Here is a 25,808-nt window from a genome sequence, read left to right on the forward strand (position 1 = left end):
AAAAATGGCAGGCATGCAGCCTGCCATTTCACTAGCGAGGGGGATCTTATTCTCCCCTTCGCGATCAGGTTATTCGATTCCCGAGGCGGAAGCCGGTTTGATACTCCCGCTCGCGAACGAGGGCGATTTGACCCTGATATCCTTCCAGCCCGATATCCCTGAGCAGGGCGGGTGACAGATTGACTTGCACGAGACGACGCTCGACCCGGGCAATCCTTCTCTGGACCAGGGATTCAACACTGCGCAGTAAAACCAGTTCGATAGACATGACATTCTCCAGTTGAACATGCGGTTCTCCCGGAGAAAGTGGATATCACCCTGCGGGACGAACCGCGGGTGATAAAAAGACAGGGGTTACCTGTTTACGCCACGCGGTAAAAGAGCACGAGATTTCACGCCACACGCAGTGCCGCGAGAGAATGCAATATTAAGCATCAGATGTTGCATTTTCGTCTCCTTACCGGGTAAAAGTTGAACAGGTTGCAGAAGTCTAAAAAATATCCGAATTTAAAACAAGCCTCTTGCGACTCCTTTTTAAACGTTTTTACGGCATTTTATGCTGCCCGAAAGGAACCTGGGGCATCAGATCCCCGAGAGTAGCCGGTACTCTTCCAGCACATAGGTATCCGTCATGCCGCTGACATAATCGAGCAGCAACCGCACCCGGTAATACCACTCTTGCTCATGCTTACAGGCAAAACGTGGATCCGGGGTGGCGATCGCCAATCGATAGGCCTTGAGGTGGCGGGCCGAGAGGCGGTGATAGAGGCGGCGCGCAAAGAAAAGCGCCTGACTCCCCTCCCCGGCCAGCAGACGGGCAAACTGTGGCGCTGGCAGCGCCAACAGGCAGGCATAACTGGTCAGCACCCCGCGCAGCGCCGCATACCCCTCCAGCTCAAGCGCTTCCACCTCGGGGCGCATAAAGACCAGCTCACGGGCCACCCGCTTGAGGATATCGAGCACCCGCGCCGCCGGCGCCTGGCCATGCAGCAGCGCTTGCGGATAGGAGCCCTGCAAAATGGCCTGATGTTCGCTGACATAGCTCTGCGCCGCCAACGCCACCAGATCCCGGGTCAGCTGCTGGCGAAAATGGGGGAAAAAGCCCCGACCAGAAGCCAGCGCCTCATCCAGCAACGCAGCCAGATAGTCGCTCTGGTCAGCGGCCCGCAGCGCCACCAGCAGCTCTGACAGTGTCAGGATCCTCCGATCTACCGCATCTTCCAGATCGGCGATGCAGTAGGAGATGTCATCGGCCGCCTCCATGATGTAGACCAGCGGATGACGGCAACCGGGGGCCAATCCCAGACTCTGGCCGAGGGCGCGGTAGAGCGGCTGCTCGCTAAAGAAGATGCCCCGCTTGCTGCTCCAGCCATGATGCTGACCATAGCTCACGCCGGGCTGGGGCTGCTGCGGGTATTTGCAGAGCGCCGCCAGTTGTCCGAGCGTCAGGTTGAGCTCGTGCAGGCTATGCACCAGTCGCAGACTCTGGGCATTACCATCAAACAGTTGCAGGTCCTGACGCAATTCCGCCCACTGGGCCGAGGGGGGCTGCGCCAGCGCCTGCTGATAGAGGGGATCGAGCATCTCGCCGAGCCACTGGCTCATCACCTGCTCGCCAAAGTGGCCAAACGGCGGGTTGCCCACGTCATGAAGCAGGCAGGACATCTCCACCAGATTGATAAAAGACCCTTCACAGACCATCCCGGCAGGCAAGGCGGCCAGAATGCGGCGGCTGATCTGGCGACCGGTCTCCTGCACCTCCAGCGAGTGGGTGAGGCGGCTGCGCACCGAGGCCTTCACATCGAGCGGAAAGACCTGGGTCTTCTGCTGCAACCGGCGCACCGGCGCGGCCTGCACGATACGGGCGCGATCCTGCTCGGTCGCCTCCAGCAGCTCCTCATCCCCCCAGGGGTGGATGCGCGCGGGGGTAATCAAACGGCTATACATCACGCGGCTCCTTGCCAGCAACTTCCATCAGACTCAAGACAACCTCCAGCCTCAAGACAGCAACCAGCGCCGCAGACGGGCGATATCGCCCGGATATTCCCGGCGCAGCGTCTCAATCCAGTCTTCCACGTTTTCCCACCAGGCGGGATGATCCGGGCTCTGGATCAGCTGTGCCGTCTGCTGCAGCCGACGCAGACCGATGGAGCCTGCCGCCCCTTTGATCTTGTGGGCCTCTTCCACCACCCCCGCTTGATCCTTGGCAATCATGTTGGAGTCGAGCACTGCCATGTAGTCCGGCATCATCTTCTCGAACAGATCGACGCTGGAGAGCAGCACCGGTTTACCCACGGTATCGGCGTAATCGGTGAGGAAGGGGATATCCAGCAGGGCATCCTGATTGCCCGCATCCGCCTGCTCGTCCGCTTCATCCTCGGCCAGATCGGCAAACAGGTGACCAATCACCTCCCGCACTGCTTTGGAGCCAAGCGGCTTGTTAATGACATCCTGCATGCCGTGATCCCGGTAGTACTGGCGATCGCCGGTAGAGTTGGCGGTGAGTGCCACCATGGGTGGCAGGCTGTCGCCATAACGCTCCAGCAGGGTTTTCGCCACATCGAAGCCGGTCATGTCCGGCAGCTGGATATCGAGCAAAATGAGGTCGAAATCATCCGGGTTGGCCATCGCCAACGCCTGGGTGCCGTCCCGTGCCACCTGCACCTGATGACCCAGCTTGCCCAGCAGGGCGCAGGCCACCGTCACGTTAAGCTCCACATCCTCCACCAGCAGGATATCGAGGGAGGGCATCTCCTCCTCCTTCTCTGGCAACACAGGCTCGGCGCAAGCCACTTCCAATTCGGCAGTGAAGCAGGAACCTTCGCCCGGATCGCTGTCCACATAGAGCCGGCCGCCCATCGCCTGCACCAGCTGACGGGAGACCGCGAGGCCAATGCCGGTGCCGGTGGCGTGCTTCTTGCCCTGCACCTGATAGTACATGGCGAAGATCTTCTCCTGCTGGGCGCGCGGGATGCCGATGCCGGTATCCTCCACCTCGAAGTGCAGGGCCAGCTTGCCCGGCTCATCGGCGGGATGGGAGAGACAACGCACGGTGACGCCCCCCTCATCGGTAAACTTGACCGCGTTGCCCACCAGATTCCACAGCACCTGACGCAGGCGGGTGCCATCAGCCATCACAAATTGCGGCATGTCACCATCCCGATCGAAATGGAGATAGAGCCCCTTCTGCTCCGCCTGAATGCGCGACAGGGTCTCCAGCTCGTCGAGGAAGGCGGGCAGGTCGAGACGGGTTGGCGCAATTTCGAGGCGACGGCGATCCAGTTTATCCAAGTCGATGATATCGTTGAAGATATTTCCAAGGGTCACCGCACTCAGGTGAATGGTCTTGAGCTGCTGACGCTGGCTCGGGTCGAGTGGGGTATCCATCAGCATCCGGCTTAAGCCCACGATGCCGTTGAGCGGAGTACGCAGCTCGTGGCTGATGGTGGAGATGAAGGTGGTCTTGTCGCGGCTCGCCTTCTCCAGCTTGTCCTGATACTGCTTGCGCTCGGTGATGTCGCGGCCAAAGCCGAGCAGGCCGAGTCGCTTGCCGAAGCGGTCGAAGAAGGGCACCTTGCGCAGCTCGAAGTAGGCTTTACGGCCATCGGGATACTCCAGCCACTGCTCGTAGGTGAGCGGCTCGTTGCTGGCAAAGACCTGCTTGTCGGTCTCCACCACCTTGTTGGCGATCTCCTGCTTGTAGACATCGAACGGGGTCAGACCGATCAGCTCGGCCTCCACCTTGCCGGTCAGCTCCTCCATGGCGCGGTTGCAACCGGAGAACTGCTCATCCTCGTTGCGGTAGTAGACCAGATCGGGGGAGCAGTCGATAAAGGAGCGCAGCAGCGCGGTTCGCTCCCCCAGATGGAGCTGGGCTTTCTCCCGCTGGAACACCTCGTTCTCGAGATCCTCGATAGCCTGCAGACGCAGGCTCTCGGCCCGGTTGGTCTCGGCAATCTGGGCGTTGAGGCGGCTGATGTTCTCCTGCAGCTGGGTATTGAGCTCCAGATCCCGCTCGCGCATATCTTGCAGCTTGCGCACCATCCGGCTCAATCGCTGACGGGAATCCTCCAGCTGATCCACCACGATGGAGAGAAAATAGACCGCCCAGGGGGTCACCAGCAGGCCAAAGAAGACCGAGCGAACGAAGTCGATCACATCGATATTGCCGCGCAGGAACAGGGTCACCCCCATCTGGATGGCGACCGCCAGCACGATAATGCCCGCCGCCAGGAACATGCTAAAGCGCACCAGTCCCAGCTTGGTCATCAGATCGACATAATATTGCGCCCAGGATTTAATCTGTTTCATCTTATTGTTTTCCCCCGATATTCGCGGTACAGAATACCAGCACAACCGAGTGAACTCTTCTTAATCTCGCACAATTAATTAACGATTCGCCGAATGAAATGAGTGGGTTAGGATAATTGGCAATATTGAGTCAGTTGCCATTAAGGTTTTTTCTTTATACTCACCGGCCGAAAAAATTCACCACCATTTAATTTAGGAGTTATCCGATGCGCAACACCACCTTGCTGGGCCTGGGCCTGCTGGTCGCAAATAGTGCTTATGCTGATTTGGGTGAAATTCCCAAGGAGTCTGGCTGGTCCGGTTTCCTGCTTGGCGGGGTCAGTGTCATCAATTACGAATCGAATTTTTATAGTGGTGATGATGAAAACCGCCGCCTGAGCGGACTGGGCAGTGCCGAGAGCAGCTCCGCTGTTGCCCCGCTGCTCAACGCCGATATCCGCTACACCTTTGCCGATACCCGCACCCAGGTCTTCCTCGGTAACCTGATCCAGGATGCCATCCGTTTCGACTTCACCCAGCAGCTCGGTATCCGTCAGGAGATGAGCGACAAGGGCATTGTAGCTGGCTCCGTGGTCTTTAATGCCATGCCGACCGAGCAGTGGAGCGATCCGTTCGATACAAATCATGATCGCCAGTCGACCGATATCAAGTCAAAAGGGGTGCGCTTCGCCTGGGACAGCATCTGGGGTAGCAACTTCAATGGCAGCCTGACCACCCGCAACATCGAGGTGGATGAGGAGCGCAGCGGCAGCCAGTATGGCGCCGATACTGCAGCCAAACTGGATCGCAACGGCAAGATCCACGCCCTCGACCTCTCCTACAAATGGCAGCTGGCACCCGGTCAGATGCTGGAGCCAGCCTTTATCTACCGCCAAGCCGATCTGGATGGCAGCGCCCAAAGCTACAAGAGCAACGGCCTGCAGTTGACCTACGGCAAGCGCGCTTCCCAATGGTCTTTCGTCAGCAACGCCTATCTGGGCCAGACCAAATATGATGAGGCCAACCCGATCTTTGGCCAAAACGCCGACTCCGACGAGTTTGCCCTGACCGGTACCTTCTTCTGGCACCGCCTGTTCGGTATTGCTCCGCTCTCCGCAACCTTTACCGCTGGCTATGCCAAGTCCGATTCCGACATCAACTTCTACGATTCTGAATCCGTGATGTTCAACACCGGCCTGCTCTACAACTTCTAACGACGGTTGTGCGCACCGATACAACAAGGCCACCCGAAGGTGGCCTTGTTGCTATCCGGCGTTTGACTCAAATACCCAGGGAGTCGAGCAGATCGTCGTGATCGTTGGCAACCGGGGCCGCAGCCTGAGCCGGCTTGGCGGCATCCTGCTTGGCCTGGGCGATCAGCGCATCGGGATCCAGCTCCTCGTGCTCCATCCCCTCATTGTGGATGCGGATGAACTCGGTTTTGTCCATCGCCAGCTCCAGATAGAAGATGTTGTTGCGGGCGGTGAAGAAGGTGACGCGGCGGGACTCCGGGCTGTCGAGATTGGTATCGACACTCAGCATCACCTGCTTGTTGAGGGCCAGCATCTTCGGCTGGTTCTGGGTGATGTGGGTCTGCAGATCCCGGCCCACCTTGACGGTAAAGCTGCCGACGATCTGGTTCATCAGCTCGCCCATCACGTTGCTCACCTCGTCAGAGGTGTGGGAGATGGCGAGATCCTCCTTGGAGAGTCCCATGCTCAGCATGTAGCTCTCGTACAGCTCCATGGCGGCGGCGGCGGAGAAGTTGATCACCACCAGACCGGAAAAACCGCCATCGAACAGCACGAAGCAGCCGATATCCGGCTTGAGGCAGGTCTTGCTGATCCGCTGCACCATGCCAGAAAACCGCACCTGACTCATGGTCGCGGCACTCAAAACGTCCGTCACCGAGTTGCACAGGCTGAGCAGCACATCCTCTGTGGTCAATACGGCATCGTCATCGGATCTTGTCACTATCATGGGACCTTCCTGAACATCGAAAATGGGCTTATCTATACCATAACTCTAACAGATGGCGCGGCCCGGAGACTGAAATAGCGACACGCCTCTCAGTTGACGCCGTTATCAGCAGCCACAGGGGTGAAACCGCTCAGCTTGGCGAGCCGGGCACGCCATATATCGGCCTGCTGCGCCAAAACTTGTGGCTCGTAAGGCACGACCGGATGAGCGCCCCAGATGGGGCCTGGCCAGGCGCGATCCGTCGCAAAGCGGGCGACATGGTGAAGGTGGAGTTGCGGCACCAGATTGCCCAGCGCGCCGATGTTGATCTTATCCGGGCTGAGGGCCTGTTCCATCAGGTTGGCGACAGCGCAGGACTCCTGCATCAGCTGTTGCTGCTGCTCCGGCGCCAGATGGTGAATTTCCCGCAGGTTGGCTACTCGCGGTACCAGGATAAGCCATGGATACTGGCAGTCTTTGGCCAGCAAGACACGGCAGAGGGGCAGATCCCCGAGCCACCGGGTATCTGCCTGCAGGCGTGAATGCAATTCAAACATGAAAACCTCGTTGAGTATGATGAACAGAGCGCCTGAAAAAGGAGTGTCCACGTTACTGCAACGGGCAGAAAACTTAAAGCTGTGGCACGGCCCAACCGATAAAGCGCTTGCGCAGGGCCGGGTCTGCCTGGAGGAACAGCTGCTGCAACTGCCCTTCCAGCTCGCTGGCTGCCACAACGGGTTGCGCCCCACCGGCGAGCGTGGCAGTTGGCTGTGCAGTAACGGCGACGGCCGTCAGCGCCGCCTTGCCGCCACTGCGGTTGTATTCAGCCAGTTTCCCATTCCAATCCACCCCAAGCAGCATGCCGCTGGTCACCAGCGCATCCTGCTGGATGGCAAGCGCCCGGCCATTATCTTGCAACGTCACTACCGGGGCTTTGGCATACGCCTGCATCCCCCGCTCGTCTCCCGGCACGCTGGCCACCAACTGCAATCGCTGGTTATTCCCCTGATAGCGCAACACCTGCGGCTCGGAGCGTACCTGCCGGTCATTCTCGCTGCTGCTGCGACTGGGGATAATCCCTTCGAAGCGCACCAGCAGTTGCTGCTCGCCATCTGCCAGGGTGGCATGCTGCTCATCCTGCAAGGTGCCGTTGCTCACCGCGAGGATGCGGAAATTCTCCGGCACCTTCACGTCCACCATGGCCTGCACACTGCCAGCCCCCAACACTGCACAGAGCAGCACAAACCCGGTCAACCCTCTATTACTCTTCATTCCCGCAGATCTTCCTGATGCCGATGATGGGCGCAGGGTAGCAGCCGAAGATGACAGAAAAATAACGCCGCTCAGAGCAGGTAGTGGGGTCGCTCGGCAAACCACTGGGCCAGCACCTGCTTGAACAGCCGGATCTTGCGCGGCACCCGCCGCTGCTGGGCATGCAGTACATGGAGCTGATGCAGGCCGCTCTGCCACTCGTCGAGCACGGTCACCAGCTCTCCTGCCGTCAGCTGCGATTCCACCAGCATCAGCGGGCACTTGGCATAGCCCATACCGGCGCGCACCAGTTGCAGCACGGTGCTGTAGTGGTTGGCTCGTACCTTGCCCTGCACCAGAATGTGGGCCTCTTCCCCCCCACGGATAAAGTGCCACTGCTCCCAGGCCGGATTGTGCCCCTGCAACAGGCAGCTGCGCCCGCTCAGCTCATAGGGAGTAGCTGGACGCCCCTCCCGCGCTACAAGCGCGGGGCTCGCCACCACCACATCCTTGAGCCGCCCCAGCGGCAGGGCCACCAGATTGTCCGGCACCTCGTTCATGGCGCGCAGGGCGATGTCGTTCTCCCCCTGACTCATGTCGACCATCTGGTTGGTGAAGTTGAGCTCGACTTCAACTCCGGGGCAAAGCGCGGCAAAGCTGGCCAGCAGCTCGCTCACCATGCGATCGCCGGTGCTGACCGGGCAGGTAAAACGCAGGCGGCCGCCATCCTCTTCGGTCAGCGCCTGAATATCCTGCTCCGCCTGCCGAGCCAGCGCGAAGATCTCCCCCGCCTGCTGGTAGAGGGTCTTGCCCGCCTCGGTCAGACTGAGGCGGCGGGTGGAGCGCTGCAACAGTTGTGCATTGAGGGAGGACTCCAGCGCGCTAACGTGGCGGCTCAGCATCCCCTTGCTGACCCCCAGCGTATCGGCAGCAGTCGAGAAACTGCCGCGCAGCACCACCTCATAAAAGCTGGCCAGATGGGCGATATCCATCATTAGCTCCAATATGGAAACAATGGGTTTATTTTACGCGCTTTTTCGCATTTTCTGTTGCGCTAGAATCGATACATCCCAACCAGGAGTGATGCAGATGAAAATTGTGATTGTGGGTGCCTCCGGCACCGTCGGCTCCGCGGTCAGTGAACTGCTTGCCAAAGATCATCAGGTGATCCGGGTCGGCCACAGTCGTGGCGATGCCACGGTCGACATGCGCGATCCCGCCTCCATCAAGGCGCTGTTTGCCCAAGTGGGCCAGTTTGATGCACTGGTTGTCGCCAGCGGCAGCGTGGCCTTCAACGGACTGACCGAGATGACCGACGAGCAGTGGCAGGTGGGGCTTCAGAGCAAGCTAATGGGCCAGATCAACCTGACCCGAGCCGCCATTCCCTATCTGACTGACAAGGGTTCCATCACTTTGATCAGCGGTATTCTGAGCGAGGAGCCGATCAACTGGGGCGTGAGCGCCAGCACAGTCAACGGCGCCATCGATCACTTTGTGAAAGCGGCCGCCTGCGAGCTACCCCGCGGCCTGCGCATCAACGTGGTGAGCCCCACCGTGCTGGCGGAGTCGATGGACAAATACGCCGACTTCTTCCCGGGCTTCGTGCCGGTGCCCGCCGCCAAGGTAGCACAGGCTTACAAGAAGTCGGTGTTGGGCATCCAGACCGGTCAGGTGTTCAGGGTCAACGGCTAATCGCCGCTCGCTTGCCGCCTGACCAGCAATAAAAACGGGCCCCATAGCGGGGCCCGTCTGTTTCTCTGCCTCTCTACTTCGCCACCAGCAAACGTTTGTTTCTAGGCAACAAAAAAAGAGAGCAACCCTTAGTCGATCAAACCGTACTGATCGCGCAGCACCTCGATGATCTCCTGCTTGGGATTGGCAGAACGCGCCAACTTGTGGCCGATGATCTTCTCGGCGATCCCGACGTAGGTGTTGGAGATATCCATCATCACTTCGGTCGGCAGCTTGTTGTCGCGGGCCAGGGCAAAACGTTCCGGCATGCGGTTCTTGTTGAGCAGGATGTCCGGATCCGGGAAGTGGTTGAGCAGCCACTGACGGAAACCCTCTTTGGACTTCTCGACAATCTGACCGTCGCGCAGGGCCGCGCCATCCCAGATACGGGAGCTGTCGGGGGTGCCCACTTCATCCATGTAGATCAGCTTCTCGTTGCCGGCGGCATCGTGGACGTAACCAAACTCGAACTTGGTATCGACGAAGATCTGATCCAGCCCGGCCAGCGCGTCGCTGATGACGTTGAAGCCCTCTTTGAGCAGAACTTCGTAGCGGTCGATATCGGCCGGTTTGCTGAAGTTGAAGCCTTTATAGTGGCGCTCGATATCGGCACGGGAGACGTTGACGTCATCGGCTTCCGGCACGCCATCCAGCCCTTTCAGCACGCCCTTGGTAGACGGGGTGATGAGGATTTCCGGCAGCTTCTGATCCTTTTTGAGCCCTTCCGGCAGGGTGATGCCGCAGAACTCGCGCTCACCATCCTTATAGGCACGCCACATGGAGCCTGTGATGTATTGGCGAGCAATCGCCTCGATCATCACCGGACGGGCTTTTTGCACGATCCAGACGAAGGGGTGCGGAATATCCAGAATGTGGCTGTCGGCCAGTCCCTTCTCCTTGAACAGCTTGAACCAGTGGCTGGAGATGGCGTTGAGCGCCGCCCCTTTGCCCGGTACGCCGTTCAGGCCATCCACACCTTGCCAGATGCAATCGAAGGCCGAGATGCGATCGCTGATCACCATGAGGGCAAGGGGCGCATCGGCCGGCACATCATAGCCTTTCTCTTTTATGAGCCGGGCACTGTCTTCGGGGGTCAACCAGTAGACGCTGCGCACTTTGCCGGAATGGACAGGTTTATCGGTACGGATCGGCAAATCGTCATTCACCGCCAATACTTGATCTGCAAGACTCATGGCTAATAACACTTCCTGTTTGTGGGGGGTAAACATCGCGAGTTCCTCACCTGCGCGCTCTGTTTGCAACGGGCTGGCAAGGGGGCTCGCATCATCGAAAACCGCTCGGAATCCCCGCGTTTTCAGGGGGATTCTGATAACAAAACAGGGGCACAAGGCCCCTGTATTTATTCTGCTTTTGCTGCTGCCTGATCGGCCAGCCCCTTGGCGAACGCCTCGGACAGGCTGATATACATCTGGGAGATAACCCCGGACGATACCGGCTTCTTGTCCTTGTCGAACAGGGTGATGGAGGTCTTTCCTCCCGCCATTTCGCCAAGCTGGAAGCGATATTTCTCCTCCTCCAGTTTGAACGGCTCGCTCCCTTTCGCCTTCCAGAACTCGGCACCCGGCTCTTCGTACTCGACGTCGATCCAGCCCAGAGACTGCTGGGTATCCTTGATGGTGAAACCGTAAGCGGGCAGTACCTGGTTGAGGCGACGCCACACCTGATCAAAGGAGCCTTCGGCAATCCAGGCGCTCAGCTCGTTGTTGTCCAGACCCAGTTGCAGACCCATGCCATCGTTGGACTTGTGCTGCTCGCGGGCTTTCAGCTGGCTGTCGTAATAGAGCGAGAACTGGTTCAGCACTCGTGCGGCATAGCGCTGGGCATCGGCTGGGGTCAGCTTGTTGCTGGTCTCGCCGTCAATGGTCTCTTCGTGATCCAGCACCCGGACCGACATGTTGACGGCGTGGCGCTGGGCGTCGTTGCGCACGGTGAACTGGTAACGCTGACGGATTTTGAAGTCTTCGTCATCTTCACCCCAGCCATCGAGAGCGACCGTGTTGTCAAACCAGCCGGTCTGCAATACGCCATCCTGCTGATCCAGCTTCTCGGTGGTGACCTTGTATTTGGCCAGGAAGTTCATCAGGAACGACCAGGTATCGCGCTCCACGCTCTGGCTGGTGCTCAGGGCATAGAAGGCTACGGTCGGTTCGGTTGCGCTCTGCACCACCTGACTGCCCGGTACCACGGTCAGCAGTTGAGCGGGCGGGCGCACATCGACCTGGGCGCCGAGGGCACCTTCACGGCTACTCTCGGGAAGCGGCGGGATATCGTACTGGCTGTTGAAGGTGGGGGCGCTCAATCCTGCGGGGATCAAGAACGCGCGGCCCTCGAGGCGGGCATCTTCATAACCGAAGTCGCGGTTGGCCATTTTGCGATCCTGGGGGGTGCTGCAACCGGCCAAGACGGCCACAGTCGCAACGCTCAGCACCAGACGGGCTCTATTTCCCTTTCCATTAGATTTAAACACTCGCCATCAACTCCGCTGTGGTCAGTGCTCGCGCCATCAGCTGTTCACCCTCGGGGGTGAGGTCAACAAGCGGCAGGCGCAAGGTGGCTGTTGCAATCAACCCCAGTTGGGCACAGGCCCATTTCACCGGGGTGGGGCTCGGTTCGCAGAACAGAGTCTTGTGCAACGGCATCAAGAGATTGTTGATGTCATGCGCCTGCCCGGCATCACCGGCCAGCGCAGCACGACACATGTCGGCCATCTGGGCCGCCGCAATATTGGTGGTGACCGAAATCACGCCATCGCCACCTTGCAGCATAAAATCACAACCAGTGGCATCGTCGCCACTGTAGAGAGCAAACTCCGGCCCGCACAGCTCGCGCAGCAGCGGAGTGCGGCTCAAATCGCCAGTTGCCTCTTTCAAACCGATAATGCCGGGAACCTTGGCCAGACGGGCCACTGTCTCCGGTTTGAGATCGCAACAGGTGCGACCGGGCACATTATAAAGAATTTGGGGCAGACCACTAGCCTCGGCGATCGCACAATAGTGGCGATAGAGACCTTCCTGAGTGGGCTTGTTGTAGTAAGGAGTCACCGAGAGACCCGCCACCACGCCGGTTTTGGCCAGTCGCTTTGCCAATTCAATGGCATGGGCAGTATTGTTGGAGCCGCAACCGGCGATGACGGGAATGCGTCCGGCGGCATACTCAACGGTCTTTTCAACGACGGCGATATGCTCCTGCTCGCTCAGGGTCACCGATTCCCCTGTGGTCCCAACCGCAACAATGGCGCTGGTCCCGGCGCTGACATGATAGTCGACCAGTTTGGCAAGACTGGCCCAATCGACTTCACCTGAAGCCAGCATGGGGGTAACGAGCGCAACAATACTACCGCGTAACATGGACTTTTCTCCCGATTTTCAGGGGCGTAATGGTAAAGCTGACCCCTTTGAAAAACAAGGGAGAGAGGGGGCAAGCCGTGATACCATCCGGAACAAAAAGCAATGGACGAAAGTCGGCAGCGTCCCTCAGGGAGTGGTCATCAGGGCCGGAGGGTTGACTTGCCAGCGCGGCTTTCGCAACGAAATAACGGACGAGAGAAGATTTATGACTCACTACCTGGTCGTAACGGCCATCGGCACGGACAGGCCTGGCATCGTCAATGAAGTGACCCGCCACGTCAGTGGCTGTGGTTGCAACATTGTGGACAGCCGCCTTGGCATCTTCGGCAATGAATTTACCTTTATCATGCTGCTCTCGGGCGACTGGAACAGCATGATGCAACTCGAAATCAGCCTGCCCCTGCGTAGCCAGGAGTGGGATCTCATCACCATGATGAAACGCACCGAACGCCACCAGTCCCTGCAGTATGACGTCCGCGCCAGTGCCGACCTGTTGATCCGCGACGAGCCCGGCATCGTAAGCCAGTGCACCCAGTTCTTCAGCGAACATGGCTGGAACATTCAGGCGATGCAATCCATGACCCTGGAGCAGCAGCCGTTCAACCTGCTGAAGATCAGTTTTCAGCTCAATCTGGCCAGAGAGGGTGAAGTAGAAGGTTCGCAAACCGCCTTCGCCGAATTCTGTCGTCAACTGGGTGCCGAATCGTTCGAGTTTATCGTCAATCGCAAACACGCCTGAGGGCGTTTTACCCGAGGAGACCCCATGCAACCACTACAAGCTGGCAACCCCGCCCCCGATTTCTCCCTGCCCGACCAGAATGGCAATCAGGTCAGCCTCGCTGGCCTGCGCGGCAAGAAGGTGCTGGTCTATTTCTACCCCAAGGCGATGACCCCCGGCTGCACCACCCAGGCCTGCAGCCTGCGCGATGTGAACGCCGAGCTGGCCGCCCTCAATGTGGTGGTGCTTGGCATCAGCCCGGATCCGGCCAAACGGCTGAAAAAGTTCGAAGAGCGGGACCAGCTCAACTTCACCCTGCTGGCTGATGAAGACCACGCCGTCGCCGATGCCTTTGGCGTCTGGGGCCCGAAGAAGTTCATGGGCAAGGAGTATGACGGCATTCACCGTCAGAGCTTCCTGATCGACGAAGAGGGCAAGATTGCCCACCACTTCGACAAGTTCAAAACCAGCGATCACCATCAGGTGGTACTGGATTTCCTCAAGGGATAATCCTCCCCTGCGTTCCTGCGTTATTGAAAGGCCTGCCATGCAGGCCTTTTTCGTCTGCTCAGCCGCCCCTTGCCAGCGGATTTTTCTCACCAACTCCCCCGCCCAGATCAAAAAATTCATTTTATATATGGGTTAACGTGGCCCCAGAATCATCTTCCAGCGAGATATCCCATGAACATGAGCAACACTGAGCGTTTGATCCTGAGCAACCAGTACGAAATTCTGGCGAAACTCAACCCGGATAAAGCGGACGTCTACCAGCGCGCCAGCACCATCATCGAGCGCGGCTACTGCCTGCAGATCCTCGAGCTGGAGAAGAGCTTCGGCCATCTGGATCTGGCGACCTGCCAGGAGGTGATCGACACCCTGGAGCTGCACCACGCACTGGCCATCTCATGGGGCAATCTGGATGCCGCCGATCAGGGCGAGATCAATGCCAGCCGGCTGGAGTTCAACGGCTACAGCCGCAGCCAGGAGCGTGAGCTGGCCGACTACGTCTGCTTCCTGCTGGAGGTGGACAAGCGCTTCCCCGAGCTCAAGTGCCCGTGCGACGAGCTCTCCAGCGACATCGCCATGCGCGACAAATACCAGCGGATGCTGACTGTATGGCGTCAGTGCCCCCGTCAGTACAAGCTCTCCATCCAGGAGATCCGCAAGGTACTGGCAGCGTGATCCGCACACCGACCGCAACAAAACCGACCGCAACAAAAAAGGCGCCACTGGCGCCTTTTTGCATCTGAAACGGGTTATTCGTAGAGAAAGGATTTATCGAGCTGCTGGAAGGCGGCCTTGAGGGTATCGGCCAGCTCTTCATAGCGCGGTTGTGACACCAGCTGACGACGACCACCCTGTTCGTTCATCTTGCCGTTGATCTCCCGATACCAGCTCGCCAGCGACGGGGGCAAACGGGTGTCGGCCCGCTGACCGAGCCAGTAGTAACCCTGCAGCGGCAAACTGAGCAGAAACAGCACGGAAGTGATGACGGAAGGCCAGTAGTGCAGCTCGCCAAACTGGAACTGCAGCATCACGCTCAGCACCGCCAGCGCGGGGATCACCTTGAGGGCGAACTCGGTCGCCTTGATCACCCGATTTTCAGGAAACATCGAATTGAGCTCGGGACGGCGCGGCCAAAGCGTCATATAATGGCGGCCTTGCTGTAACTTAGTTCCAAAAATGTTCATGCTCATACTACCTCCGAGCGCTTTTTGAACGTACTAACGGCAAAACCTCGACAAAATTTGATGCAAAGTAACAAAGGTTGAGGATGACTTTGTTATTTTTCAACAATCGGGTTATCCTTTGTACGCCCATTTTTGCGTCAAAAGCTTCTTGCTATTGACCTGTCAGGGACGTCTGGATTTCGGGTCTTGTATCACTATACAAGGGGCAAGCAACAGATTGCCAACCCTCATAAGGATAAGTTGAAAGTTTTTGGCCGCACCGCGTCCAACGCATCCGCCTACACAACCCAATCTGCGATAGGATTTATTCATGAGTAAGCTGGTTCTTGTTCTTAACTGTGGCAGCTCTTCCCTGAAGTTTGCCGTCATTGACGCAACCACCGGTGATGACCTGCTGTCCGGCCTGGCCGAGTGCTTCAACCTCGACGACGCCCGCATCAAGTGGAAACTGAATGGCGAGAAAGGCAGTGCCGATCTGGGCGCGGGTGCCGCTCACCAGGAAGCGCTGGACTTCATCGTCAACAAGATCCTGCCGCTCAATCCGGAACTGTCCAAGAACCTGATCGCCATCGGTCACCGTGTTGTTCACGGTGGCGAGCGCTTCACCTCTTCCGTTGTCATCTGCGAAGACGTGATCGCCGGCATCGAAGCTGCTGTTCCGTACGCACCGCTGCACAACCCGGCTCACCTGATCGGTATCCGTGAAGCTCGCCGCGTATTCCCGGCGCTGGCTGACAAGAACGTGGCCGTATTCGATACCGCGTTCCACCAGACCATGCCGGAAGAAGCCTTCCTGTACGCCCTGCCGTACAAGCTCTACAAAGAGAACGGCATCCGTCGCTACGGCGCTCACGGCACCAGCCACTACTACATCAGCCTGGAAGCTGCCAAGCAGCTGAACAAGCCGGTTGAAGAGCTGAACATCATCAACTGCCACCTGGGCAACGGCGGTTCCGTCTGCGCCATCAAGAACGGCAAATCCGTTGATACCTCAATGGGCCTGACTCCGCTGGAAGGTCTGGTGATGGGTACCCGCTCCGGCGATCTGGATCCGGCCATCATCTTCTTCCTGCACGACAAGCTGGGCATGAGCGTTGCTGATATCAACACCATGCTGACCAAAGAGTCCGGCCTGCAGGGTCTGACTGAAGTGACCTCCGACTGCCGTTTCGTTGAAGACAACTACGACAGCAAAGAAGAAGCCAAGCGTGCTATGGACGTTTACTGCTATCGCCTGGCCAAGTACATCGGCGCCTACGCTGCCGCCATGGACGGTCGTCTGGACGCCGTTGTTTTCACCGGTGGTATCGGTGAAAACTCCGCCCCGATCCGTGAAATCACCCTGAACAAGCTGGGTCTGCTGGGCTTTGACGTTGATCACGACGCCAACCTGAAGGCTCGTTTCGGCAAGGGTGGCGAGATCACCAAGGCTGGTTCTACCAAGGCCCTGGTTATCCCGACCAACGAAGAGTGGGTTATCGCCCACGACGCGCTGGAACTGGTCGGCGCTTAATTGACGCAGTAACTCGAGGCCGCCCACCAGGGCGGCCTTTTCCTGATCCCAAAAAATGAACAAGGGGTATAAAGTGGCACGCACTATTATGCTTATCCCGGTCGGCACTGGTGTCGGCGTAACTTCCGTGAGTCTGGGCGTTGTTCGCGCCATGGAACGTCACGGTGTCAATGTCAGCTTCTTCAAACCGGTTGCCCAGCCGCGTCCGGGTGAAACCGGTGCCGAGCGCTCAACCGCCGTTATCCGCGCTGCTGCCAACATCAACCCGCCCGAGCCGTTCACCCTCTCCTACGCCGAGAACATGATCAGCTCCAGCAACACCGACATCCTGCTGGAAGAGATCGTTGCCCGCTTCGAAGAGCACGTGAAATCCAGTGGTGCCGAAGTGCTGGTTGTCGAAGGTATGGTGCCGACCGACAAGCAGCCCTTTGCCAACAAGCTGAACTACGACGTGGCCAAGGCGCTGGACGCTGACATGGTATTCGTGACCCACCCGGGCCATGACTCCAGCCAGAAACTGAAAGAGCGCATAGAACTGGCCTGCTCCAACTTCGGTGGTGTCAACAACCCCCGTATCGTTGGCTGCGTGATCAACAAGGTTGGCGCGCCGGTTGACGAGCATGGCGTAACCCGCCCTGACCTGACCGAGATGTTCGAAGCCCATCACCACGCTTCTGACGCAGCTCACAACCTGGAAGTGCTGCAAGTATTCGGCAAGAGCCCGCTGCGCATCCTGGGTTGCATCCCCTGGAACACCCAGCTGATCGCCCCGCGCGCCAAGGATCTCGCCAAGCATCTGGCTGCCAAGATCCTGCACAAGGGCGAGCTGGACAGCCGTCGCCTGCAGACCGTGACCTTCTGCGCCCGCTCCATCCACAACATGGTCGAGCACTTCCGTCCGGGCAGCCTGCTGGTGACCTCCGGCGACCGCTCTGACGTTATCGTCTCTGCCTGCCTCTCCGCCATGAACGGCGTCAAGCTGGGCGCCCTGCTGCTGACTGGTAACTACCATCCGGAGCCGCAGGTCATGGCGCTGTGCCAACAGGCCATGGCCACCGGCCTGCCGATCATGATGACCGGTACCAACACCTGGCAGACCGCCGTCAGCCTGCAGAACTTCAACGTCGACATTCCGGAAGATGACCGCGAGCGTATCGAGCTGGTACAGGACTACGTCGCTGGCCACATCGACAAGCACTGGATCGAGTCGCTGACCGTCAGCTCTACCCGTTCCCGTCGTCTCAGCCCACCGGCATTCCGTTATCAGCTGACCGAGCTGGCCCGTCAGGCCAACAAGCGTGTCGTGCTGCCGGAAGGCGACGAGCCGCGCACCATCAAGGCTGCAGCCATCTGTGCCGAGCGTGGCATTGCCCGTCCGGTGCTGCTGGGTAACCCGGAAGAGATCCGTCGAGTTGCCGAACAGCAGGGTGTGGTACTGACCGATCGCGTCGAGATCATCGATCCGGCCGTTGTGCGCGAGCGCTATGTGCCGCGTCTGGTCGAGCTGCGCAAGAACAAGGGCATGACCGAAGTGGTTGCCCGCGAGCAGCTGGAAGACAACGTGGTACTGGGTACCATGATGCTGGAGCGCAATGAAGTTGACGGCCTGGTATCCGGCGCGGTGCACACCACTGCCAACACCATCCGTCCGCCGATGCAGATCATCAAGACCGCTCCGGGCTCTTCCCTGATCTCCTCCATCTTCTTCATGCTGCTGCCTGACCAGGTTCTGGTCTACGGTGACTGCGCGATCAACCCGGATCCGACTGCCGAGCAGCTGGCCGAGATCGCCATCCAGTCCGCCGACTCTGCTGCCGCGTTCGGCATCGAGCCGCGCGTAGCCATGATCTCCTACTCCACCGGTACCTCTGGCGCCGGTGCCGATGTAGAGAAAGTGCGTGAAGCGACCGAGCTGGCCAAGGCCAAGCGCCCCGACCTCATCATCGACGGCCCCCTGCAGTACGACGCGGCCATTATGGAGAACGTGGCCAAGTCCAAGGCACCGAACTCACCGGTTGCCGGTAAAGCTACCGTGTTCGTCTTCCCTGACCTGAACACAGGTAACACCACTTACAAAGCGGTGCAGCGTTCCGCTGACCTGGTCTCCATCGGCCCGATGCTGCAAGGCATGCGCAAGCCGGTCAACGACCTCTCCCGTGGCGCCCTGGTTGACGACATCGTCTACACCATCGCCCTGACCGGTATCCAGGCTGCACAGGCTGACGAACAAGCCTAATCAGTGCCTGTCTGAAAAAACAGATCACAAAGGCTGCTCACCCCAGGTGAGCAGCCTTTTTTATTGGTTCTCTTTTGAAGACCAGTGAAACATGCCATCAGCGCAGTGTTGCACAGAACAATGTCATGTAATGAGCCAGAAATGTCTCGAGCGTAGCGCTGCGGGAAAGCGTGCCCGCCACCTTTAAGATGCATCTAAAATAGATTCAAGATCATACGGTTGGATTTATGAGGGCATTCATAGTGAAGCGCTTATAGCATATATTTCGCCATCGGTATGAGGATTTTACCTGTTAGAAATAGCAGTAAAAAAGACCCGTTCGATACGCTATTCATCAATGTGCCGCTCGGCAATATCCACATCATGGAGGAATGGAAATGCTGATGAAGAAGCTTTCTGCAGTCATGCTGCTGGCCTGCTTGCCCCTGTTCAGCCAACCCGTGCTGGCCGCAGATAAGGCAGCACCCAAGCCAACAACCACAGCCGAGGTCGCCAAGGAGTCCGGCAAGCTGAATATCAATACGGCCACCCTTGCCGAACTCACCAGCCTGAAAGGGATTGGTGACAAGAAGGCACAAGCCATCGTCGACTATCGGGAAAAACAGGGAAAGTTCACCTCGGTCGATCAGCTGGCGGATGTCAATGGCATTGGCCCGGCCACGCTGGAAGCCAACCGTGACATGATCATCGTCAAATAACGTCCGAGCTCTGCATATACGAATGGGGCAGCCTGTGGCTGCCCCATTTTTCTTGGAGTATCATGGCCGCACTTTAATCCCGCTGGATAGTTTTCCATGAAAAAGACCCCTCTGACAGTTCGCAAGGCCGTGCTCCCGGTAGCCGGTCTGGGTACCCGTATGCTGCCAGCCACCAAGGCCATCCCGAAAGAGATGCTGCCGGTGGTCGACAAACCGCTGATCCAGTACGTAGTGCGCGAAGCCATCGCCGCCGGGATCAAGGAGATCGTGCTGGTAACCCACTCGAGCAAGAACTCCATCGAAAACCACTTCGACAAGAGTTTCGAACTGGAAGCGACCCTCGAGAAGCGGGTCAAGCGTCAACTGCTGGAAGAGGTGCAACAGATCTGCCCGAAAGACGTCACTATCATGCACGTCCGTCAGGGTGAGGCCAAAGGTCTGGGCCACGCTGTGTTGTGCGCCCGCCCGCTGATCGGTGACAACCCCTTCGCCGTGCTGCTGCCGGATGTACTGATTGATGAAGTGGCCAGCGACCCGAAAAAAGACAACCTGGCCGAGATGGTACACATGTTCGAAGAGAACCAGATCAGCCAGATCATGGTGGAAGCGGTTCCCGAGAGCGAAGTGGACAAGTACGGCATCGCCGACATCAAGGGCGAGGCCCTGCGCGAGGGGATGTCCCTGCCGATGCAGGCCATTGTCGAGAAGCCGCCCCGTGACGAAGCCCCCTCCAATCTGGCGGTGGTGGGTCGTTACGTCCTCTCCTCCAATATCTGGCCGCTGCTGGAGAAAACCCCGGCCGGTGCCGGTGACGAGATCCAGCTGACGGACGCCATCGCCATGCTGATGGAGCAGGAACAAGTCAACGCCTACTTCATGAAGGGCAAGAGCCACGATTGCGGTAGCAAGCTCGGTTATATGAAAGCCAATGTGGAATATGGTGTTCGCCATCACGAGCTGAATGGTGAATTCATCGGCTGGCTGAAGCAGTTCGTCAAGCAGTTGTAATCGCTGATAAATCTGTTTTTTATAGACGTATTTAAGGAGCATCAAATGATGCTCCTTTTTCATTTTTGCAACAAAAAATCAATCAAGAGTAAATAAACTCTCAGCAAATCATAATGTTGTAATTTATTCACACATGCTCTATAAGGATTGAGGCGTGTTTCTCGCCCTTGCATAAAAAACTCAAAAAAATATAAGACACAGGTGGAAGTTCCAATGAATAACCCGTCAAAAGGGACCTTTTTAGGTCACCCTAAAGGGCTTTTTTTGCTCTTTAGTACCGAACTGTGGGAGAGATTCTCCTATTACGGCATGCGTGCCGTACTGGTGCTCTATCTGACCGACCTGACTGCCAACGGCGGTCTGGGCTGGAGTCAGGCAGATGCCCTCAAACTCTACGGTATCTACACCGGTCTGGTTTATATCACTCCGCTGATCGGCGGCTGGCTGGCTGACACCTTCCTGGGTCAACGTCGCGCCATCCTGATCGGTGCCGTGCTGATGGCCGCAGGTCAGTTCACTCTGGCACTGCCCCACGCCATGTTCCCGGATATGGTCAACACCATGTTCTACGCGGGCCTCGCGTTGCTGATCGTGGGTAACGGCCTGTTCAAACCGAACATCTCCACCATGGTGGGTGACCTCTATGAAGAGGGCGATCACCGCCGTGATGGTGCTTTCACCATCTTCTACATGGGTATCAACCTGGGTTCCCTGCTGGCAGGCGTGATCTGTGGTGCTGCCGCTACGGCCTACGGCTGGCAAGCTGCCTTCATCGGCGCTGGTATCGGTATGCTGCTCTCTCTGGTGGTCCAGGCCACCATGGCCCAGCGTTTCCTGGGTGACATCGGTCGCGTCACTGCCGCCCAGCGCGCAGCCGCCCTGCGTACTACCGAGCAGAAAGCACCGCTGACCAAACAGGAAGTGGATCGCATCAAGGTTATTCTGGTACTGGGTCTGTTCACCATCATCTTCTGGGCCGGTTTCGAGCAGGCAGGTGGTCTGATGAACCTCTACACCCAGGAGTATACCGACCGCATGATCGGCAGCTTCGAAGTGCCGACCGCCTGGTTCCAGTCCCTGAACCCCTTCTTCATTATCACCCTGGCACCGGTCGTTGCGGCCATCTGGATCAAGCTCGGCAAGAAAGAGCCGAACTCTCCGGTGAAATTCGCCATGGGTCTGCTGTTCCTGGCTATCGGCTTCCTGTTCATGGTTGGTGCCGTGCTGCAGCAGGGTGGTGACAACACCGTCAAGACCTCCATGTTCTGGCTGGTAGGTGCTTACCTGTTCCACACCCTGGGCGAGCTCTGCCTCTCCCCGATCGGCCTCTCCATGGTGACCAAGCTGGCTCCGCTGCGTCTGGCTTCCCTGATGATGGGTGCTTGGTTTGGCTTCGTTGCCCTGGCCAACTACGCTGCGGGCTTTATCGGCTCCTTCGTGGGTGAAGCCGGCCCGATCGCCATCTTCGGTGGCATCGCCCTGGCTGCGATACTGAGCGCCCTGATCCTGCTGACCATGGCCAACCGCCTGGTCTACTGGATGCACGGTGCCGAAGGCCCGGCCAAAGAGCCGCAAGTTCAAGAGAAGAAACTGCACTCCGCCACCGTCTAAACGGTCAGGATTGTAAACAACAAACAGGGCGCCCATCGGCGCCCTGTTTGTTTTGGCCTGTTTATCAGGCGGCATCAGTGATGACGAACCTGCACATCCAGCGAGCCGCCGCTGTCGCTGCGAAACTGCAGGGCGAACGGTTCATGCCAGCTACGTTTGTGCAGGGCGTAGTGGCTACTGCGCATCAGGCCAAGGGGCAAGCCGCCGGAGCGCATCAGCCAGTGGGGAGAGGTGAGCCCGGCGTTGGCAAACACCAGCCCATCATGCTGATCAAACAGCAGCGCCGCCATGGCAAAAGAGTGGCGAAGCCCGGACGCCATCAACTGATGGTTAAGGTAGTCGAGCAACCGGTGCGGCTGGCTCAGCAACCGGCTCTCGTTCTGCTGAAACTGGCGGTAGGGGACGTTCATCAAGGATCGCACCAGCGCACCACAAAATGCCGCATCCGCCCCCATGATCGGCAGCTCCATCACCAGCACCAGCAGCTTGTCTTCCACCTTGAAGGTATCGGGAATAAACAACTGCCCCAGCCCCTTGAACGTGACCTGCCAGGGGCCCCACTCCTGCAAGCCCGGCGGCTTGAGCCCCGCCAGCAGGCGGCTGGCTGCCTTGTCGTGGGCACTGAAATAGTCGATGTGATCCATCAGCTCCAGTTGTTGCGCCCGGTTGGCGCTGCCGTTGAGACACTGTTCGATGCTGCGCTCGACCAGCGCATAATCCTCGAGGGGTTTGAGCAGATAATCCCGCGCACCGGCACGCAAGGCGCTGGCGACTGCCTCCATGGTGCTCTGGGCCGAAATGACGATAACCGGAATATGGGGATAGCGCGCAGAGAGGCAGGCGATCACCTCATGGCCATCCATATTGGGCATATTGAGATCGCAGAGCACCACATCGGGATGATAGAGAGCCGCCGCCGATAGCCCCTCAATACCATCTTCGGCCTGAAACACCGTTGCCCCGTCCCGTGCGAGGTAACTCACTAACGAGTGGCGAAAAACAGCTTCGTCCTCCACCATCAGGATCCGTAGCCCGGCTCTTAACATCTTGATAAAGCTCTTATTAGTCAATTGGTTATTTAGGTATTAAGACTAGCTCAAAAGTGCGGTCAGCGCGGAAACCCTGCGTCAAAAGTAGACCTCGATCATACGATGGCATCAAGAGAACCCTATCCGCCCGCGCAGCTCTATTCGCTCGGGTGGCCCCACGACTACGACCGCCATCCGAATTGTGCAAGTGGGCGCCATAAGGGATAATGCCCCCCACTCCAGCTCGTGAAGAAGACCATGACCCCAGCCGAATACAGCGCACTTGCCCACCCCAGATTGTCCCATCCGGCTCGCAGTCTCTATACCTTGCAGCTGCGCCGACTGGTGCTGGAAAATCAGGCGGCCCGGCTCAACTATCCCGAGCTGGGTCGGGCGCTGGCAGTGGTCGATCCGGGTGATCCCTGTGGCTTCTCGTTTCAGGTCAATGCCCGCCAGCTCACCGAGCTGTTCGATGAACTGATGGAGGCGGGCCTGCTGCAGGTCGAGGCTCAGCCCGAGAGTGAGCACTACCATCAGTGCCCGTTCCAGTTGCCACTGCTGACCCAGAAATTGCGCAGCCCGCTGCCGGAACGCCCCTTCCAAATGCATCTGCAGTGGCGACCGGACGAAGAGCTGCCCGCCCTCGCCCGCCTGTGCGGGGTGATCGATGCCAGCTATAGCGAAGAGGATCTGGGGGAGTTTATCGCCTACTGGCTGGGGCGCCCCGAGGTGTTCGACTCCCAGCATCAATGGATGCTCAAGTTTATTCGCGCCCTCAAGACCCGCCGCTATACCCGTCGCAAACCGATGGAGGTGCAGGGCTACCAGCAGGTGACGCCGGCCCCGGCAGAGTCGGGCCCCAGCAAACGGGCCCAACAGATGATTGAAGAGGCCAAGCGACTGGCCCAACAGCAGACGCAAGAACCCGCAGCGCAGCAGGAGCCGGATAATGATTGATAGCGGCCCCCACCTGCAGGCAGAATCAACCCCTTGTCTACCCATCCCTGATCGAGCAGAAGGAGCATTCCATGACTGACCCGCAAGATCCCCTGCGCCAGGAGCTGGAAGAGATCGAAGCCAAGCGCCAGAAGATCGCCAAGGCCAAGCAGGATCACCGCATTCACGACCCGGAATTGAGCCGCCATGTGGGTGGCCTGCTGGAGCGCATTCGTCGCCTGCAACAAGAGACCGGTGGTGGCCAGTATGACTACGAGACCCTGCGCAAGGAGTACGACGCCAAGGCCAACGCCGAGGTGCGCGAGCTGCAGAAGGCAGCCCGTCAGGAGCGGATCCAGAAGCTGATCGCCCAGGCCGACCTCAACCCTGACTGGGTATTTGACAAGATGGATGCCGGTGACCCGGCGCTGCAATACCCCATCGAAACAGCCCGTTACTTTATCAGCGGCTTCGAGCACTGGGAGAAGAGCGGTGGCGGCTGCATGCTCATCTACGGCGACTACGGCACCGGCAAGTCAACCCTGGCGGGTGCGGTAGCGCATGAGCTGATCGCCCGTCACCAGAAATCGGTGATCTTCCAGCAGTGGGCCTCCATCGTCGATCGGCTGTTCTTCAACGTCATCCCCGATCAGGACGAGCGCAACCAGTACCGCCGCGCGCTGGAAGAGGTGGATCTGCTGATCATCGATGAGGTATCGGCCAACCGCGCCAAAATGGCGGAGAGCCAGTCCAGCTTCCTCGGCCACCTGCTGCGCCGCCGTCGCAACCTGTCCAAGAGCGTCATCATCATCACCAACCACACGCCCCAGAGCCTGCATCAGGCGATCGGTGATTTCAGCTATGAGGCGATCAAGGCATTCAATCCGGTGGATATCCACCTGAGCGGCCCCAGCCGTCGCCCCAGCATCGGCAACTACAACGGCTGATCCCTCCCAAAGAGTGCGAGTCGCTGGCGGCTCGCACTCTCTCCTCCCTGCCAGCTCACAAATAGAAACAACTCTCATTTACAGCAGGCGAACAAGCCACTAGGCTAGCCCCTTTTGCCAAGGGAGCTCATCTATGCCAACCACACTGATTTTCGGAGCCAGCCGCGGGCTGGGCCGCGCCTTTACTCACCACGCCCTGAGCCAGGGTCACCGGGTCGTTGCGCTGGTACGCAACCCCGAGATGGCCACAGAACTAGGTGCGCTGGGAGTTGAGGTGATCGAAGGGGATGCGCTGGATCCGGCTGCGGTGCAGCAGGCATGTGCCCGAGCGGGACAAGATGCACAGGTCGTCTCCACCCTCGGCAGCTTCCGTCAGGCCGCGCCGGTGGACTATCAGGGTAATCGTCATGTGATTGATGCCATGGAGCAGGCTGGCCTGAAACGGCTTCTGCTGGTCACCTCTCTCGGCTGCGGCGACAGCTGGCAATATCTGCCTGAACGTGCCCGCGCCGCCTTCGGTCACGAGGTACGCCTCAAGAGTCTGGCGGAGAGCTGGCTGCAGACCAGCTCCCTTGCATGGACCATTCTACGCCCTGCGGGCCTGCAGGATGGCGACGCCACCGGCCGTGCCGAACTGAGTCAGGGCAAGGAGGTGCACGGACTGGTACGCCGCGCCGATGTGGCCGCCCAAGGGCTGCGCCTGCTGACGGATGATGCGGCGGTGGGGCAGATCTACGCCATCGGCGATCCCGAACTCCAGCGTGGCTAAAGCAGCAGTAAACCGCTTAACCCCACCATATACCAAAACGGTCAGCCCAAGGGC

25 protein-coding genes are annotated in these 25,808 nt (G+C 58.7%); 13 read left to right on the forward strand and 12 right to left on the reverse strand.

Annotated elements, in window-relative coordinates; all coding sequences use genetic code 11:
- Nucleotides 1-64 precede the first annotated feature (64 nt).
- The 3 genes from BN1139_RS14680 to arcB form a co-directional block, all read right to left on the reverse strand.
- The gene (locus BN1139_RS14680) at nucleotides 65-268 is read right to left on the reverse strand and encodes a hypothetical protein (protein WP_005349248.1); all 204 of its coding nucleotides are present in this window, start codon (nucleotides 266-268) and stop codon (nucleotides 65-67) included.
- 314 nt (nucleotides 269-582) lie between these two features.
- Nucleotides 583-1,947 carry a dGTPase gene (gene dgt, locus BN1139_RS14685; protein WP_005349247.1) on the reverse strand — a complete coding sequence of 455 codons (1,365 nt, stop codon included), beginning with the start codon at nucleotides 1,945-1,947 and terminating at the stop codon, nucleotides 583-585.
- A 51-nt stretch (nucleotides 1,948-1,998) separates the two neighbouring features.
- Nucleotides 1,999-4,311, reverse strand: coding sequence for an aerobic respiration two-component sensor histidine kinase ArcB (gene arcB, locus BN1139_RS14690; RefSeq protein ID WP_005349246.1), 2,313 nt, complete (start codon nucleotides 4,309-4,311; stop codon nucleotides 1,999-2,001).
- 206 nt (nucleotides 4,312-4,517) lie between these two features.
- On the opposite strand from arcB, the gene BN1139_RS14695 reads away from it, so the two are divergent.
- Nucleotides 4,518-5,504 (forward strand): DUF2860 family protein, encoded by a 987-nt coding sequence (locus tag BN1139_RS14695; protein WP_005349245.1) that lies wholly within the window; start codon nucleotides 4,518-4,520, stop codon nucleotides 5,502-5,504.
- A gap of 67 nt (nucleotides 5,505-5,571) precedes the next feature.
- On the opposite strand, the gene BN1139_RS14700 is transcribed toward BN1139_RS14695, so the two are convergent.
- The 4 genes from BN1139_RS14700 to BN1139_RS14715 all read right to left on the reverse strand — a co-directional run bounded on the left by BN1139_RS14700 (nucleotide 5,572) and on the right by BN1139_RS14715 (nucleotide 8,492).
- Nucleotides 5,572-6,270: a DUF3334 family protein gene (locus BN1139_RS14700; RefSeq protein WP_005339098.1), complete on the reverse strand. Its 699-nt coding sequence runs from the start codon at nucleotides 6,268-6,270 to the stop codon at nucleotides 5,572-5,574.
- An 89-nt stretch (nucleotides 6,271-6,359) separates the two neighbouring features.
- Complete coding sequence (locus tag BN1139_RS14705; protein WP_005349244.1) at nucleotides 6,360-6,806, reverse strand: HIT domain-containing protein; 447 nt, start codon at nucleotides 6,804-6,806, stop codon at nucleotides 6,360-6,362.
- A 73-nt stretch (nucleotides 6,807-6,879) separates the two neighbouring features.
- Nucleotides 6,880-7,521, reverse strand: coding sequence for a DUF2057 domain-containing protein (locus BN1139_RS14710; RefSeq protein ID WP_005349243.1), 642 nt, complete (start codon nucleotides 7,519-7,521; stop codon nucleotides 6,880-6,882).
- Between the two features lie 71 nt (nucleotides 7,522-7,592).
- Nucleotides 7,593-8,492 (reverse strand): LysR family transcriptional regulator, encoded by a 900-nt coding sequence (locus tag BN1139_RS14715; RefSeq protein WP_005349238.1) that lies wholly within the window; start codon nucleotides 8,490-8,492, stop codon nucleotides 7,593-7,595.
- A gap of 97 nt (nucleotides 8,493-8,589) precedes the next feature.
- Here BN1139_RS14715 and BN1139_RS14720 point away from each other — a divergent pair, with 97 nt between their 5' ends.
- The gene (locus BN1139_RS14720) at nucleotides 8,590-9,192 is read left to right on the forward strand and encodes a short chain dehydrogenase (protein ID WP_005349236.1); all 603 of its coding nucleotides are present in this window, start codon (nucleotides 8,590-8,592) and stop codon (nucleotides 9,190-9,192) included.
- Between the two features lie 128 nt (nucleotides 9,193-9,320).
- Here BN1139_RS14720 and BN1139_RS14725 read toward each other — a convergent pair whose 3' ends face one another.
- The 3 genes from BN1139_RS14725 to dapA form a co-directional block, all read right to left on the reverse strand.
- Nucleotides 9,321-10,424 (reverse strand): phosphoribosylaminoimidazolesuccinocarboxamide synthase, encoded by a 1,104-nt coding sequence (locus BN1139_RS14725; protein WP_040065098.1) that lies wholly within the window; start codon nucleotides 10,422-10,424, stop codon nucleotides 9,321-9,323.
- A 167-nt stretch (nucleotides 10,425-10,591) separates the two neighbouring features.
- Nucleotides 10,592-11,719 carry an outer membrane protein assembly factor BamC gene (gene bamC / locus BN1139_RS14730; protein ID WP_005349235.1) on the reverse strand — a complete coding sequence of 376 codons (1,128 nt, stop codon included), beginning with the start codon at nucleotides 11,717-11,719 and terminating at the stop codon, nucleotides 10,592-10,594.
- Complete coding sequence (gene dapA, locus BN1139_RS14735; protein WP_005349232.1) at nucleotides 11,712-12,599, reverse strand: 4-hydroxy-tetrahydrodipicolinate synthase; 888 nt, start codon at nucleotides 12,597-12,599, stop codon at nucleotides 11,712-11,714. Before dapA ends, bamC begins: the two co-directional genes overlap by 8 nt.
- A 205-nt stretch (nucleotides 12,600-12,804) precedes the next feature.
- On the opposite strand from dapA, the gene BN1139_RS14740 reads away from it, so the two are divergent.
- The 3 genes from BN1139_RS14740 (at nucleotide 12,805) to BN1139_RS14750 (ending at nucleotide 14,499) form a co-directional block, all read left to right on the forward strand.
- Complete coding sequence (locus tag BN1139_RS14740; protein ID WP_005349229.1) at nucleotides 12,805-13,338, forward strand: glycine cleavage system transcriptional repressor; 534 nt, start codon at nucleotides 12,805-12,807, stop codon at nucleotides 13,336-13,338.
- A gap of 24 nt (nucleotides 13,339-13,362) precedes the next feature.
- Nucleotides 13,363-13,827, forward strand: coding sequence for a thioredoxin-dependent thiol peroxidase (bcp, locus tag BN1139_RS14745; RefSeq protein ID WP_005349226.1), 465 nt, complete (start codon nucleotides 13,363-13,365; stop codon nucleotides 13,825-13,827).
- A 171-nt stretch (nucleotides 13,828-13,998) separates the two neighbouring features.
- Nucleotides 13,999-14,499, forward strand: coding sequence for a YfbU family protein (locus BN1139_RS14750; protein WP_005349212.1), 501 nt, complete (start codon nucleotides 13,999-14,001; stop codon nucleotides 14,497-14,499).
- Between the two features lie 74 nt (nucleotides 14,500-14,573).
- Here the strand turns inward: BN1139_RS14750 and yfbV are convergent, their stop codons facing one another.
- Nucleotides 14,574-15,014 carry a terminus macrodomain insulation protein YfbV gene (yfbV, locus tag BN1139_RS14755; RefSeq protein WP_005339116.1) on the reverse strand — a complete coding sequence of 147 codons (441 nt, stop codon included), beginning with the start codon at nucleotides 15,012-15,014 and terminating at the stop codon, nucleotides 14,574-14,576.
- A gap of 304 nt (nucleotides 15,015-15,318) precedes the next feature.
- Here yfbV and BN1139_RS14760 point away from each other — a divergent pair, with 304 nt between their 5' ends.
- The 5 genes from BN1139_RS14760 (at nucleotide 15,319) to BN1139_RS14780 (ending at nucleotide 22,074) form a co-directional block, all read left to right on the forward strand.
- The gene (locus tag BN1139_RS14760) at nucleotides 15,319-16,521 is read left to right on the forward strand and encodes an acetate kinase (protein WP_005349210.1); all 1,203 of its coding nucleotides are present in this window, start codon (nucleotides 15,319-15,321) and stop codon (nucleotides 16,519-16,521) included.
- A gap of 55 nt (nucleotides 16,522-16,576) precedes the next feature.
- Entirely contained in the window at nucleotides 16,577-18,757 is a 2,181-nt protein-coding gene (gene pta / locus BN1139_RS14765; protein ID WP_005339119.1) for a phosphate acetyltransferase, read from the forward strand.
- Nucleotides 18,758-19,134: 377 nt separating this feature from the next.
- Complete coding sequence (locus BN1139_RS14770; RefSeq protein ID WP_005349207.1) at nucleotides 19,135-19,455, forward strand: ComEA family DNA-binding protein; 321 nt, start codon at nucleotides 19,135-19,137, stop codon at nucleotides 19,453-19,455.
- Nucleotides 19,456-19,551: 96 nt separating this feature from the next.
- Entirely contained in the window at nucleotides 19,552-20,463 is a 912-nt protein-coding gene (gene galU, locus BN1139_RS14775) for a UTP--glucose-1-phosphate uridylyltransferase GalU (RefSeq protein ID WP_005349205.1), read from the forward strand.
- A 213-nt stretch (nucleotides 20,464-20,676) separates the two neighbouring features.
- The gene (locus BN1139_RS14780) at nucleotides 20,677-22,074 is read left to right on the forward strand and encodes a peptide MFS transporter (RefSeq protein WP_005349204.1); all 1,398 of its coding nucleotides are present in this window, start codon (nucleotides 20,677-20,679) and stop codon (nucleotides 22,072-22,074) included.
- Between the two features lie 74 nt (nucleotides 22,075-22,148).
- On the opposite strand, the gene BN1139_RS14785 is transcribed toward BN1139_RS14780, so the two are convergent.
- Nucleotides 22,149-23,120 carry a response regulator gene (locus BN1139_RS14785; RefSeq protein WP_005349202.1) on the reverse strand — a complete coding sequence of 324 codons (972 nt, stop codon included), beginning with the start codon at nucleotides 23,118-23,120 and terminating at the stop codon, nucleotides 22,149-22,151.
- Nucleotides 23,121-23,360: 240 nt separating this feature from the next.
- Between BN1139_RS14785 and BN1139_RS14790 the strand changes: the two genes are divergently transcribed.
- From BN1139_RS14790 to BN1139_RS14800, 3 genes are all read left to right on the forward strand, one after another.
- Complete coding sequence (locus tag BN1139_RS14790; protein WP_005349201.1) at nucleotides 23,361-24,059, forward strand: DnaT-like ssDNA-binding domain-containing protein; 699 nt, start codon at nucleotides 23,361-23,363, stop codon at nucleotides 24,057-24,059.
- A gap of 71 nt (nucleotides 24,060-24,130) precedes the next feature.
- Nucleotides 24,131-24,985: a DnaA ATPase domain-containing protein gene (locus BN1139_RS14795; RefSeq protein ID WP_005349200.1), complete on the forward strand. Its 855-nt coding sequence runs from the start codon at nucleotides 24,131-24,133 to the stop codon at nucleotides 24,983-24,985.
- Between the two features lie 133 nt (nucleotides 24,986-25,118).
- A complete protein-coding gene (locus BN1139_RS14800; protein WP_005349199.1) occupies nucleotides 25,119-25,754 on the forward strand; it encodes an SDR family oxidoreductase in 636 nt (211 codons plus the stop codon).
- The last annotated feature ends 54 nt before the right edge of the window (nucleotides 25,755-25,808 follow it).

This window comes from Aeromonas veronii bv. veronii, from assembly GCF_000820225.1.
Classification (GTDB): domain Bacteria; phylum Pseudomonadota; class Gammaproteobacteria; order Enterobacterales; family Aeromonadaceae; genus Aeromonas; species Aeromonas veronii.